11 protein-coding genes are annotated in these 12,865 nt (G+C 49.4%); 6 read left to right on the forward strand and 5 right to left on the reverse strand.

Going from position 1 to position 12,865, the window contains the following annotated elements; all coding sequences use genetic code 11:
* Positions 1 to 125 precede the first annotated feature (125 nt).
* Genes JI735_RS08075 through JI735_RS08085 form a run of 3 tightly spaced genes read left to right on the forward strand, consistent with a single transcriptional unit; the run spans position 126 to position 2,716 of the window.
* The gene (locus JI735_RS08075) at positions 126 to 1,037 is read left to right on the forward strand and encodes an ABC transporter ATP-binding protein (RefSeq protein WP_039832621.1); all 912 of its coding nucleotides are present in this window, start codon (positions 126 to 128) and stop codon (positions 1,035 to 1,037) included.
* Positions 1,034 to 1,975 (forward strand): DUF2705 family protein, encoded by a 942-nt coding sequence (locus tag JI735_RS08080; RefSeq protein ID WP_233185293.1) that lies wholly within the window; start codon positions 1,034 to 1,036, stop codon positions 1,973 to 1,975. The genes JI735_RS08075 and JI735_RS08080 overlap by 4 nt, the downstream gene beginning before the upstream one ends.
* 48 nt (positions 1,976 to 2,023) lie before the next feature.
* Positions 2,024 to 2,716 (forward strand): DUF4097 family beta strand repeat-containing protein, encoded by a 693-nt coding sequence (locus JI735_RS08085; protein ID WP_039832622.1) that lies wholly within the window; start codon positions 2,024 to 2,026, stop codon positions 2,714 to 2,716.
* A 173-nt stretch (positions 2,717 to 2,889) separates the two neighbouring features.
* Here JI735_RS08085 and JI735_RS08090 read toward each other — a convergent pair whose 3' ends face one another.
* A complete protein-coding gene (locus JI735_RS08090; protein ID WP_039832623.1) occupies positions 2,890 to 4,647 on the reverse strand; it encodes a sensor histidine kinase in 1,758 nt (585 codons plus the stop codon).
* On the reverse strand, positions 4,644 to 5,438 hold the full coding sequence (locus JI735_RS08095) for a response regulator transcription factor (RefSeq protein WP_039832624.1): 795 nt from the start codon (positions 5,436 to 5,438) through the stop codon (positions 4,644 to 4,646). Before JI735_RS08095 ends, JI735_RS08090 begins: the two co-directional genes overlap by 4 nt.
* 291 nt (positions 5,439 to 5,729) lie before the next feature.
* Here JI735_RS08095 and JI735_RS08100 point away from each other — a divergent pair, with 291 nt between their 5' ends.
* Complete coding sequence (locus JI735_RS08100) at positions 5,730 to 6,695, forward strand: peptidoglycan DD-metalloendopeptidase family protein (RefSeq protein ID WP_085979219.1); 966 nt, start codon at positions 5,730 to 5,732, stop codon at positions 6,693 to 6,695.
* Here the strand turns inward: JI735_RS08100 and JI735_RS08105 are convergent.
* The 3 genes from JI735_RS08105 to JI735_RS35450 all read right to left on the reverse strand — a co-directional run bounded on the left by JI735_RS08105 (position 6,673) and on the right by JI735_RS35450 (position 10,423).
* Positions 6,673 to 8,775: a TerD family protein gene (locus JI735_RS08105; protein ID WP_039832626.1), complete on the reverse strand. Its 2,103-nt coding sequence runs from the start codon at positions 8,773 to 8,775 to the stop codon at positions 6,673 to 6,675. The genes JI735_RS08100 and JI735_RS08105 overlap by 23 nt on opposite strands.
* A 322-nt stretch (positions 8,776 to 9,097) precedes the next feature.
* Positions 9,098 to 9,733, reverse strand: coding sequence for a hypothetical protein (locus JI735_RS08110; RefSeq protein ID WP_039832636.1), 636 nt, complete (start codon positions 9,731 to 9,733; stop codon positions 9,098 to 9,100).
* A 66-nt stretch (positions 9,734 to 9,799) separates the two neighbouring features.
* Complete coding sequence (locus JI735_RS35450) at positions 9,800 to 10,423, reverse strand: hypothetical protein (protein ID WP_233185299.1); 624 nt, start codon at positions 10,421 to 10,423, stop codon at positions 9,800 to 9,802.
* Positions 10,424 to 10,856: 433 nt separating this feature from the next.
* Between JI735_RS35450 and JI735_RS08120 the strand changes: the two genes are divergently transcribed.
* Positions 10,857 to 11,138: an ArsR/SmtB family transcription factor gene (locus tag JI735_RS08120; RefSeq protein ID WP_020434328.1), complete on the forward strand. Its 282-nt coding sequence runs from the start codon at positions 10,857 to 10,859 to the stop codon at positions 11,136 to 11,138.
* Between the two features lie 181 nt (positions 11,139 to 11,319).
* The gene (locus tag JI735_RS08125) at positions 11,320 to 12,504 is read left to right on the forward strand and encodes an MFS transporter (RefSeq protein ID WP_039832627.1); all 1,185 of its coding nucleotides are present in this window, start codon (positions 11,320 to 11,322) and stop codon (positions 12,502 to 12,504) included.
* Positions 12,505 to 12,865 lie beyond the last annotated feature (361 nt).

Here is a 12,865-nt window from a genome sequence, read left to right on the forward strand (position 1 = left end):
TCCTATGACACGCAGTAACTGGTCAATATGACAGGCCGCCTGATAGGTTAAGGGCAGCGGGATACAGCTAAGCGATATGCAAAATTATATCCTACTACAATCATTTGGAAAAGGGAGGGGTAGCTTTGCCGCTGCTTCAAATACGGGATCTGACCAAAGTCATTGGCCGCAAAACTCTTGTAGACCATGTATCACTGGAAATGGAAAAAGGGGAAATCATGGGTCTGCTGGGCCCCAACGGAGCTGGAAAAACAACGACAATCCGCATGATTGTGGGGCTTGTCTCCAAATCGGAAGGCCAGGTCATTATTGATGGAATCGATACCGGGCAGCAGTTCTCCGCAGCCATGGGCAAGGTTGGCGTTATCGTGGAACAGCCCGATCTGTACAAATATTTATCCGGATATGACAATCTGGTCCTCTTCTCAAGAATGAGTCCGGGCGTCACAACGGACAGGCTGAAGGAGATCATCTCACTTGTAGGGCTGGAGCGGAGCATTTCCGCCAAAGTCAGTACCTACTCGCTGGGGATGCGGCAGCGCCTCGGCCTGGCCGTAGCCCTGATGCATAAGCCTTCCCTGCTGCTGCTGGATGAACCGACCAACGGCTTGGACCCGGCGGGCATCCATGAGCTGCGGGAGCATCTGAAGAATCTGGCCCGCCAGGAGAATGTCGGCATTCTGATCTCCAGTCATCTGATGTCCGAAATGGAGATGATGTGCGACCGCGTTGCCGTCCTTCAGCAAGGCAAGCTGATCGGAGTGCATCGCTTGTCGGAGCTGGTTCAGGAGGATGACGCGCTCGTACAGTTCGAGGTGGACCGGCCGGAGCTGGCGGTTCAGGTGCTGCAGGCAGTCATGTCAGGGGCGGAAATTACGGCCGGCCACAACCAGCTTCGCGTGCGCCTTCCCAAGAGCCGCATACCCGAAATCAGCCAGAAGCTGCTGGATTCAGGCATCAGCGTATACGGGGTGAATATGGTAAAGCGGACGCTTGAAGACAAATACCTTGAGATTACAGGAGGGCAAGGACATTGAAGCTGATCAACTATATCCGGAATGAGAATATGAAGATTTACAAAAGAAAACGCACCTGGGTGCTCATTGCTCTCGTTGCGGTCTTCGTCATCCTCCAGATCATCAACGTGCGTGCCGGGGATGGGGGCACCGCAGCGGCAGACTGGAGGTCGCAGCTTGAGCAGGAGAATCACCGGCTGGCAGCGGAAGCTGCCGAACCGGATGCGCTGCAGATTGAGATCCGGCAGGCGGAGAAAAATATTTTGCTGAACGAGTACGCCCTGCAGCATAATTTGCCGCCTGAGACGAATGCCTGGAGCTTTGCAGGGGATCTCTCAGGAAACATTATCTTTGCCGTCTCGCTGATCTCGATCATTATTGCCGGAGAGATTGCAGCTGCCGAATTTGTGTCCGGCACGATCAAGCTGCTGCTGACCCGCTCGGCCAGCCGGACAGAGGTGTATACCGCCAAATATATTGCCGCACTCCTCTTCGGGCTGGGATTGACGCTGGTTGGCCTGCTGCTCTCCCTGCTGTTCGGGGGAATCATGTTCGGCTGGGGCGGTCTGGGAGACAGCTATATGTATGTGAAGGATCACACCGTGCACCAGACGCCTATGCTGCTTTCCATCCTCGGCAGTTACTTGTTCCATCTTCCGTTTCTGCTGATTTCAGTTACGCTGGCTTTTATGATATCCGCGGGCTTCCGCAGTTCTATCTTTGCTATTGTCATTCCCTTGTTCGTCTCCGTGGCGGGATTTGTTATGGCCATCGCCATGAACGGCTGGCCGTGGACCCGTTTCTTTATTTTCTCCCATTCCGACCTTAGCGGTTATTTCTTGGGGGATCCGGCGGTGAAAGGGATGACCCTCGGTTTCTCTCTGGCTTTTATAGGAGTTCATCTGGCAGTCATGCATCTTCTTTCGCACACCTTGTTCGTCAAACGTGATGTCTCTTAACGATGCACAATGTTCTTCAATTTAATATTTAGAAAAGGGGTATTAAGAATGCGCTGGACATGGAGATTAATGATCGTAGGCTGCCTGCTGCTGGTAACCGCCTGCAGCAAGGGTGAAGCAACGTCGTCAACGCAAAAGCTTGAACTGGAGGCTGACAAGCTGACGAAGCTGGTCATAGACAACCGCAACGGAGAAATTGAAGTAAGCGGCGCAGATACGGATACGATTGAGGTCACCGCTGTGGTCACCGCCAAAGGCATAAGTATGGATAAATTGAAGCTGAAGCTGCGGGCAGAAGGGGCTGCTGCTTATTTGGATGCTTCCTTTGGCAGCCAGATGCTGGCTATGGGTTCCGGGGCTGTCGATCTGGTGATTACCCTTCCGCGTGAACTCGCTGTGGAAGTGGACTCGCACCGGGACGGCAAGCTTAAGGTGGCTGATCTCTCGGCCCCGCTGGAGGTGGACAACGTGAACGGGGATTTAGAGGTAATCGACACCAAAGGCCCGGTAACGCTCTCCAACCGGGACGGCGATATCACCGTGCGCAATATCGAGACGGACGTTAATATCCATAATATCAATGGACATATTGCAGTAACCCAGGTAGAAGGCTCGGTCGAGGCTGCTGTCGGAGACGGGTCCCTGGAGCTGGATCATATTTCGGGCGATGCCGTGATTTCCCAGACCGGGAACGGTGAAATTAAGCTTGGGGCCATTGGCGGAAACGTAAGCCGAAAATAACAGCCCAGTTAAGCATACTTAGCCAAAACATCAGCACAGCAGCTCCACCGGGCACTTTTGCGGAGGAGGAAGGGGCAGGTTGTACCTTAGCAATATCGGCCCCTAATCCTTTGGCAGCTTCACCGTTCTCCGTTCCGCAAGCACTCTTGCCGGACATTTGCTGCCCATCCGCCCTACTCATGGGCATCCCAGCTAAGCCGGATCTCCGTTCCTTTGCCGGGTGCTGAGCTCACGGTGATCTGTCCGCCCATCGCCTCAACCAGTCCCTTGGAGATTGCCATACCCAGGCCCGACCCGTTGGTTGTGGAAGCCGTATCTCCCCCGCGGTAATACCGTTCGAACAAATTCGCCGTCGTCTGCTCATCCATCCCCTGGCCATTGTCCCGGAAAATAATCGTCAGCCCGCCGTCAGCCCCCTCGCTTAGTGTCACAGTAAGCCGGGTGTCTGAAGAATTGTGCAGCAGGGCATTGGCGGTTAAATTGCCGACCACCCTCTCCATCCAGGGCCGACAGATGCTGGCCGTAATCTCTTTATCAGGGGCTTGATAAATAATCCGCCCCTCTCCATACTCCGGGTTGGCTGCAGCCTGCACCAAGGCATTGCCGAGCCATGCATTCATCTTCACCTCTTCGATCTGCGGGGCGTGAATACCTGATCGCTGCCGGTACGTAATCGCCAAATCACTGATCAGCGTATCCATATGGGCCGACTTCTCCAGCATGATGGCAGAAAATTTGCGGACTTCTTCCGGGGACCAGTCATAAGCATCCTCCGCAAGTAAATGGGCGTAGCCTTTTATGGAGGAAAGAGGGGTTTTGAGGTCATGGGTGATGCCGGTAATCCACTCTTCACGCAGTGTTTCCGTCTGCCGCCGCCGCTCTTCATCGCGCCGCAGAATGACAGTCAGCTGATCCATAGACAGCATGACTTCAGCAAAAGTAGAATAGCGCCGCCTCCATTTCCCTGAACTGAGCCGGCTGTGCGGGCGTCCATTGCGGTCTGCGGGCTCGTCATAAGTCCCCCGCCCGAGGGAATCGAGCCAAGCCAGCATGTGGAACATAGGCGCACCGAAGCGGAGTGCATTCAAGAAGGACAGCAGCGCAAAGATCAGCAGAGTCGCCCCCAGCATTCCGGCAATTCCGGTCAGCACAATGCGCATTTCTGCAGAGATCAAGGAATTTTTGGATGAACGCCCTTCTGTCTTGTTAGGCAAACCTACCACCCAGGTCTCCCCGGTATTCTCATCATAGGCAAAAGTCATGCGGTAGTCGTATCTTTCGGGATATTTCGAACGCAAAGCAAGCTCTTGTATAGTGTAGGTGTCCGGAATGGATTCCGGCCGGTTGAGCGCTGCCAGCTCGCGGCCCTCCAGATCCAGCAGCTGTACGTACCCTCCCAGTGCCTGAATTTTGCTCCCTGTCTTTTCGGGGAGTATAAGCCTGCCATCCATGTAGGAGGAGTGCTCTTCTCTGACCGCCTGCAGCAATGGCTCTATCACCTTTGGTACTCCATAGAGAAGTGTGTACACTCTGCCCTGTTTTTCCTGAATCCAGAGGTAGACGTCATAAGGAAAATCCTTTTGCAGCTGCCAATATGCGGCCAGCTCCCCCGGATTGTACTGCAGGGGAACATCGGAAGGCTTGTTGTAGGATTTCTCCACCTTTCCGTTTTCGTCCAGGCTCTGGAGCCAGCCGTTATTTTGCTTCACTTGTTCCAGAAGCTTCCGTTCAAAGACTATCCCGTCCGCTCCGAACTCAGAGGATTCAACCAGCCGCTCTAAACCAACCGAAGCAAAATTATTGGAAAGAGTGATCTCCGACAGCCGCATCAGCACCCAGTAGACGGTAACTGCCGCAATGAGCAGCACTACCAATCCGGCAATGGCCGAATGCAGCACGAATCTAAGTGTGAGCCGCCTTCTTATCTTCATGCCTGTTCCTTGTCCCTCCCGCTGTGCTGCACCAGCTTATACCCCAGTCCTCTGACGTTGACCAGAAATACGGGATTTGCCGGCTCCAGCTCAATCCGTTCCCGGATCCGGTGGATATGCACCATGACCGTATTATCATCACTTAGCGCATCCTCGCCCCATACCCGTTCGTACAGCTCGCTTTTGGTGAACAGCCGGTTGGGATGCTTGCAGAAAAACAGCAGCAGTTGGAACACCAGCGCCGGGCAGGCGACCACCTCCCCTTCTACTCTCAGTTCACCCGCCGCTTCATCCACCTGAAACCGTCCAAAATCATAGCGGAGATGATGCTGAACCGGCTGCCGCCCCTGTCCGGCATTAGCCTCAGAAGGCTGTTTATGGAGCGCATTCACTTGAACCGGTTCCGGCCCGCCCACCATCCCCAGGTAGCGGCGCAGCTGCGAGCGGATCCGGGCCACCAGCTCCAGCGGATTAAACGGTTTGGTCATATAATCATCGCCGCCGACAGCAAAGCCGGTAAGCTTGTCAAAATCGGAGGTACGCGCAGACAGAAATAGTACAGGCGCATTTGTCGTCTGCCGCAGAAAAGGACAAATATCAATACCGCTGCGTCCCGGCAGCATCACATCCAGTACAATCAGGTCATATACCTTGCTCTGGCAGGCGAGAATTGCCGCTTCCCCTGTCCCTGCCGAATCTATATCCGTAAATCCTTCTTTGTACAGCACCGTCCTGATCAGCCCGATAATGGACTCTTCGTCATCGACGAGCAGAATGGCAGCATGATTCATGCCGGCTCCCCTCTCCATTACATAGTCGCAATTATCATAACATGATTGGCTCCGCAAGAATGGACTGCTTAACCTTAACAATAGCTTAATTCGTCTCCATGGGCAGCACTCCATAGTTAAGTAACCGTTAATGAAGTGTTTCAGTAACGGCAAGATTGGCAGTATACAATGAAGAGGCCATAAGAACACCAACAGCCCGGGGAGGAAACTGATATGCGAAATTTAAGCACAATGCTGGCGGGCACAATGGTTCTGGCCGTCTTATTATCAGCATGCGGAGGAGAGGATACAATGAATAAACGCCCGGAGTCATCTGCAGCCCCCACACAAAATGCGGCGCAGATTAAGCCGACAGCGTCACCAGAAACCGGTGACCGCGGACAACAGGGTGTACAGCCGGAGAATTTGGCGCAAGCTCTGTTAAGCGGGAATTACAGCGGAATTTATAAGCGGTTCAGTCCTGAATTTAAGCAGCAAATCAGCGAAGCTGAGGTTGCGGAAATGGGTTCGGACTTCATTCAGGGGGTTACAGCCTTTAACCCGTCCACGGTAATGCTGCTGAATGGCAGTGAACAACGGGTATGGACTAGCGAGGCAGGCGACAAAGGGATCATTGCCGTCTTCGATGATTCAGGTGCGATTCTCGGTCTGAACATTACAGGGTTGTCCACCTATCCCGATACGGATAACGCACTGACCAAAACCGCTATGACCCTGCCTTTCCAAGGGGAGTGGCTCGTATTCTGGGGTGGCAGCAACGTACTGAACAACTACCACTATGAGTACGCAAGCCAGCGTTATGCTTACGACTTCGTGCAGGCGGCCGATGGTTTCTCATACGAGGGAGATCCGCTGGACAATGAGAGCTACCATGCTTTTGGGCAGAATATCACCGCCCCCGCTGACGGAGTCGTTATCGAAGTCGTCAATGACATCCCCGATAATACGCCTGTTGGCGTCATGAATGAAAAAGAGCCCGCCGGCAATGTGGTGGTCATTGACCATGGCGGGGAATACAGCTTTCTGGCCCATCTGAAGCAAGGCTCGGTCACCGTGAAGAAAGGTGATCCGGTCAAAGCAGGCGATGTGATCGGGAAGGCCGGCAATTCCGGCAACTCCAGCGAGCCGCACCTGCATTACCAGGTATCGGACGGAGCCGACCTGTTCAGCTCCCGTTCCCTGAATATCCGGTGGAAAGACAACCTGCAACCGTTGAGGGGTCAGACTGTTGCACTCAAACCACATATTCAGCCATAATCCGCTCGATATCGAATGGCGTAACGCCTGTGTCCACCGAAAATATCGCATCGGCCTGATCCGCCGCAGCTACTAGCTCCCCTCTTGCCTTGGCATGGAGGTGGAATAAATCGTAGAGATCCGGTTTCCGTAAATCAATCATAGCTTTACCTATCAAGACCATGCCTTTTTGGTTCCCCTCCACATTGTTATAGTAATGCGGGTGTCTGGTCAGAGACAGATCGGTCCAGATGATCTTGCGTTCTACCAGATCCAGAATAACGGGAACGGCAATCTCCGTATCAGCGGTGACATCGATTTTATTGCTAACCGTAGAAGGCTCAAAAATCTCACCGGAACCGGGTTTCTTGCGCATCATCCAGCCCACAAAGCACTCCGGCAAGTTACAGTAGGGTTGGTTAGTGAAGGAATGGAGAGTTGTCACTATATAACGTCCGCCATAATCCACGATGGAGGGAATGTGCAGATCAATGAATTCGCATGCGCCTTGAGGGGCGGATACGATATCTCCGCTGTGAACGGCCTTGTATTTGGAGGACCGCAGATTCGTATAAGAGATATGCTCAACATACTGCCAATTGTGATCATACAAGACAGCGGACAGGTCAATATCCACACGGCCTGTAGGCGTTCCGTTCACTGTCCCCTCTTTCCACCAGCTGAAGAAACGGACGGTATCCCCCTCCATCATCGGCACACGGCTTCCCCGGACAATCGTATGCAGCGCTTTGCTTGCCGATCTTTGGGAGAACGGCACATGATAATCCTGCAACCGTTCATCGACATATGTCTTCCCCAGAGGCGGGAGCAAGGAGAACCGCTCCATAAGCACCCGTTCACACCATTGTACAAGGTCTTGGCATGCCGCTTCATCAATCTCCGGGAGAGTATCGGGAACTGCAAAGGCCTTGGCAACATTTCCTTTAGGGAAAAAGACACGCAGCTCTTGCGGCTCATGGCGGCGGGCAAAATGATTTTTCACTTGAAGCAGTACAGGCGTCGATACTTGATTCGCCACTTCACCAAATGCCAGCACGACATACTCCGTGTATTCGGTTGACCGCAATAATTGATCTAATCTTCTGGCAAATTCACCTGGGCGCTGCATCAACAGATCGATCAAGGTCCAGATCTGACGATACTTGAATGCAAGTTCTACACTTCCGTTAAAGGTCGTAAAGGGTTTATTATTGCGTAAAATATCAAAAGCTTCCTCACAGCGCATATAACGGTGCTTATATTCAGAGGGGTGCAGGATTTCGCCTAACCGAATCCAGCGCTCCTTGTATCTCAGCATATCCTCTGTAATAGGGTGGCAGCGTTCCAGCAGTCCAAGCAGCAGCCGTCTTTCACGCCGCTTGAATTTACGGAACCGCGATGCTTCAGCCAGACTGACATCGCCATCCGACCAAGCCACAGCCAGCCGGAGCACATCCGTAGCGGTTGTAAAATATCGTCCAATCTGCTCTACATTGGCCTTCTCATGCTTCAGTAAGGAAGCAGCTACGAATCCGGCATTCTCCTTGAATGGAATCTCGGACGGGAGAATCTCATTCATTGCCTCCGGATCTGCGAACTCCAGAACTGTATCAATATCTTTTTTGTCTGTTTCAGAGATTGATCCCTTAGCCTGTATAAGCTGGCTTATCAGGGCGTGCAGCTCCGCTGTGCTTCCCAGATCAATCACTTTCAGATTTACCTGATCCTGTAATGCCGGTCTGTCTGCAGCCGCATATTCAGGCAAATCCAAAGTAAGATAATAATAAAAGGCATTCAGGTACAGCTCTGCCTCATCCGCCTGCATCACTTGCATTGGGAACGCCGGATACATCGGACAGTATTTCACATGCGCACCTACCATTACCCTTAAGTCAGCAATCATTTGATCGTATAATGCTTCGAACTGCTCTTTGGATAAGGTAGACAAAGCGCGCATCAAAGGGCGTGAGAAGGTAAACCCAAGCGTCTCCATATTTTTAATGGCTGTTGCCAAATAAGCCCTCGGGAGCCGGTCCGGCCCTTTTCCTTCGTCTACAATCAGTTTGTTTGCTCTGCGCAGATAGATGGTATTTATCATCATAAAAAGTGTCCAGGAAAGCCATATCCCTAATATCATTGGAAGATTCAGTAGAAGGAAGGAATATGATAGCCTGGACGCCTCCTCTCGTGATAGAAGTACATCAGGAAAGCTGCGACCCTAATTTCGCCAATGAAGTAGAAGGAAGGATCGCAATAGCCTGAAGATCAACGTTCAGAAGCCGTAACTCCGAACCTTTGATGTACCCATCATCCCACACCTGAGCATATGCCAACAGGGTAAAAGTATTACGACGTTCGGGGAATCACGAATCAACGAAGTATCCAAATACTCTTCTCATGAAAGGTGAATCCGTCCATCGCGCTCAAGAGAATTGCCAAAAACCTGCTACTGGATGTTGGACCTCCGTCGTCCCCATTTTGGCGTAAATATAGAGTGAACCAAAACCAAAAGGATAATTGCAATCCTCTTGAAGCAACGTTTCGGGGTAACCCTCTTCGTCTACTTGAAATAAAAAAGAAAATGCCTCTTCCTTCAGTTTCGTCAAATAATAGTCTTCATTTTGAATCAGTCTCGGGTTCCCGCCCACTTTGATCAAAAAAGACTGATCCATCGATTTTTCGTCATTGCTTAGTTCTCCGCCTGAAATGGCGTGTTTTATAAGACCTGGGTTAGTAAACATAGCTTTGGTGCTTTCCGTTGAAATGGGATGCTCAATCACCTTGATCGAGCAATTAGGATAAATGTTGTTTTCCAAATACTCCTCATAGTCTTCAGGGATGAAGATCGAAATCATACTCTCCGGTTTAAAGGGATGGATGAGGCTCAGATAAAAAATATATTTTTGGTTTCCTTCGTGAATGAGGTCTGATTGGCCGTCAAAAAATTCGGGTGCATTCCCGCCGATCCAGCCTGCCCGAGGTTCGTTCGATAAGGCCGATTCTGCATAATAAAGAATACAGTCTACTCTCTGGGCTAAAATATTCGTTTGATTCTCCATAGTCACTTTACAACTCCCCCTCAAGAAACTTCATAAGGTGCAATTCAGGCCGCCTCGTCCGGCTGATTAGTGACCGTACTGTGAGGCAAAAAAGCGTTCAATCATTTGTTTCGTTTCCCTTGGACTTCTCAACTGAACTGCCTTTCCATCTTCATCAAAGGTAAAATGCCCTTGAAATGCTTCTGGCATATCATGATACTGTTTCTCGACTTGTTGCAGTGCTTTTTCAAAACAGGGATAACCGTATTTTTTAATGAGGCGAGGCAACCCGAAGGCAGACCTTAAGAACTCATATTCTTGGTAGTTATAGGGGGTATTCTCCGGCCTTTTTATCAAAATCTTAAGGAAATGACCCATGACCTTGTCGATCTCTTCTTCTGAGGCATAATATGCTAATCCATGGACCGCGAGCAGTCTCATGTCCAAGTACCGTTCTTTCTTATAGGCTTTCTGAAAAAAATCTTTCAATTCCAATTCCTTGCACCGGATTAGACCGTACAGAATTTGGTTTCGTAGTGCGATATTTTTCAACTTAAAATACAACTGCTCTATCAAAACTGCTTCCTCTGTTGTTAAAAACTCATAGGCTATATCACTTACTGCGCTGATAAACTTAGCGTTATTTTCACGAAGGGGGGCAGTCGTTAGATACCTCATTGATTCCTTGTGAAGCTGTTGATTCAAAGACATATACGCACTCCTTTGATAAACATTGCAATTCCTTCGATAATATAGATCTTATTTCCATTATAAAGATCGTTTGTCCCTAATCTACCTACTTTTTACCCGATTTCTGGAACTTCGTTATCCCAATACCCACATGTTACCCGAGAAAGATTTTTCTCTTCACCAATTCCACACTCATAAGCGTTTTTTACCAATATTTTGCCCTGCTTATGATGCGGTTCTCCTTAACGGTTCTATCGGCGAAAATAGAGCCGAAGCGCTTTGGTGAACGCTTCGGCCACACTTAAAAGTGGGCATTTTCTCGGACGAGGTAAGGTGACACTTTCCCAGACGATTGACAAACAGCCAAATCTTCACTTTACACCGCAGTCATTAGGTGGTAATATCATTTCTATAATTCCATAAATATAGAAATGATGGTGGAAAGGAGAATTTAATGGCTGATGTAGATCACGATCTGGTGCAAGCTGTCAAAGTATACAAGGCTCTAGGTGAGCCTACACGACTAAAAATTGCCTTAATGCTAATCAAGCAAGAGAATCAATGCGTTACCGCGATCGGTGAACAGCTTGGACACGTAGCCGGTTCAACGTTATCCCATCATCTCAAGCAGCTGACGGAATCGGGTTTAATCCAGTCGCAAAAGAATGGTTCGTTTATTCACTACAGCGTTGATCAAGAAGTGGCAAAGAAGTTTGCGCCATATTTACTGGCGTAAATTTTTTTAAGTATCATTTCTATATATTTAGAATTATAGAATACCGAGGGAGGGAAACCATTTTGGAAAAACGCTTGAGCTAGCTAGGCATTAAAGAAAGTACACTGTTAAAAAATTCAATCCTTCATCGTTATAATTTCTACATGTTTAGATATATAGAATTAGAAAGGGGAACAATCAAATGATTAAATCGTGGAAAGTTTATATTTTAGCGATTATAAGTTTTTTAGTGGGAACTTCGGAATTTGTAATTGCCGGGATATTGGATCTAGTTTCCAGAGATGTAGGCGTAACCATTGCTGCTGCCGGCCAACTCATTTCGGTTTATTCCATATCTTACGCGGTTGGTACTCCGATTCTCATTGCGGCTACCTCTAAACTAAGCCGGAGAACACTTATGCTGGCTGCTTTGGCGCTCTTTTTTATAGGGAATTTAATTACGGTGGTCTCGACGGGCTATCCGATGCTTGTTGGTGCGAGAGTGATCTTAGCTCTTAGTACAGGTGTCTTTACCGTGGTTGCCCTAACTGTTTCTGCTCAAATTGCCGGACCTGGAAAACAAGGCACCGCCATAGCAACTATCATGATGGGATTTAATCTATCGCTTATTTTAGGCGTTCCTCTGGGAAGAGTTATTGCCAGCACCTACGACTGGAAAATGATTTTTTATGGAATCGGCCTTCTTAGTTTTATCGCGATGCTGGTCATTTTAATGGCTTTGCCAAAGTCGCAGGGAGAGGCAAATGTGCCTCTTAAAGAACAACTCGCCCTGTTGAAAAGGCCGCAGCTATTATTAACCTTGTCGATTAGCTTCTTTTGGATGGTCGGTTATACGATCATTTACACGTTTATTACACCATTTCTGATGAACATTACGGGTATGAGCAATGGGATGGTGAGCATCGCGCTATTTTCATTCGGCATAGCAAGTTTGCTGGGCGCCCAGGCTGGAGGTTATGGTGCGGATAAATTAGGTATTCCGCGTACGCTGAATGGAAGCTTAATGATCCACGCTGGTATTTTGATCCTTATGTCTCTCTTAGCCCATACATCTATAGCTGTCTTTCCGTTGCTGCTGTTATGGTCGTTTTTTGCTTGGTCTACGGGTCCCATTCAACAAGTTTATATGATTAGCTTGGCACCAAGCGCAGCGGGCATTCTTCTGAGCTTGAATACATCATTCATCCAGTTGGGGATTGCTGTCGGAGCTGCCATTGGCGGTCTTGTTGTGGAAATATTCTCCTTACAATCAATCGGCGTGGCTGGCGCAATTGGTGTTGCAATCGCACTCCTTCCGGCTATATTATCGTTCTCGATGCGAAGTCAGTCTCCGAATGGCATACAATCCGTCACAAGCAAACAATGAAACAATGCGTACAATTACACGAACAAGCAGCGGTATGCCGCTGCTTGTTCGTGGTTTTCTATCTCCGTTTCCATTTCCTCCATTCTCGCTAAAACGGCGGAGGAGACTTTTGCTTTCCGCAAGTAAAACCCTCTCATACCGTATCGTTCTGTAACCCTAAAAAGTAACGGCAAGTTTTAAGGCCATCCTATGTGGGGATGGCCTCTCTTTGCTGTCGCCTGATTCGTCCAATTATAACTTTCTTGCCCAGATAATGCTGAATCCGGCATCTGACAGCCAACCGTAGACTTGCGATTGTGTTGGAATATGCTTTAGTGTAATTGTTTTACTATTCCAAGAATGTGCATTGCTGCATAAATAA

This window comes from Paenibacillus sonchi (assembly GCF_016772475.1).
Taxonomy (GTDB): Bacteria; Bacillota; Bacilli; order Paenibacillales; family Paenibacillaceae; genus Paenibacillus_AQ; species Paenibacillus_AQ sonchi.

Excerpts from the sequence above, each read along its gene's own strand:
- JI735_RS08085 (WP_039832622.1), top strand. The coding sequence starts at position 2,024 with ATGCGCTGGACATGGAGATTAATGATCGTAGGCTGCCTGCTGCTGGTA.
- JI735_RS08090 (WP_039832623.1), bottom strand. The coding sequence starts at position 4,647 with ATGAAGATAAGAAGGCGGCTCACACTTAGATTCGTGCTGCATTCGGCC.
- JI735_RS08095 (WP_039832624.1), bottom strand. The coding sequence starts at position 5,438 with ATGAATCATGCTGCCATTCTGCTCGTCGATGACGAAGAGTCCATTATC.
- JI735_RS08100 (WP_085979219.1), top strand. The coding sequence starts at position 5,730 with ATGAATAAACGCCCGGAGTCATCTGCAGCCCCCACACAAAATGCGGCG.
- JI735_RS08105 (WP_039832626.1), bottom strand. The coding sequence starts at position 8,775 with ATGATGATAAATACCATCTATCTGCGCAGAGCAAACAAACTGATTGTA.
- JI735_RS08110 (WP_039832636.1), bottom strand. The coding sequence starts at position 9,733 with ATGGAGAATCAAACGAATATTTTAGCCCAGAGAGTAGACTGTATTCTT.
- JI735_RS35450 (WP_233185299.1), bottom strand. The coding sequence starts at position 10,423 with ATGTCTTTGAATCAACAGCTTCACAAGGAATCAATGAGGTATCTAACG.
- JI735_RS08120 (WP_020434328.1), top strand. The coding sequence starts at position 10,857 with ATGGCTGATGTAGATCACGATCTGGTGCAAGCTGTCAAAGTATACAAG.
- JI735_RS08125 (WP_039832627.1), top strand. The coding sequence starts at position 11,320 with ATGATTAAATCGTGGAAAGTTTATATTTTAGCGATTATAAGTTTTTTA.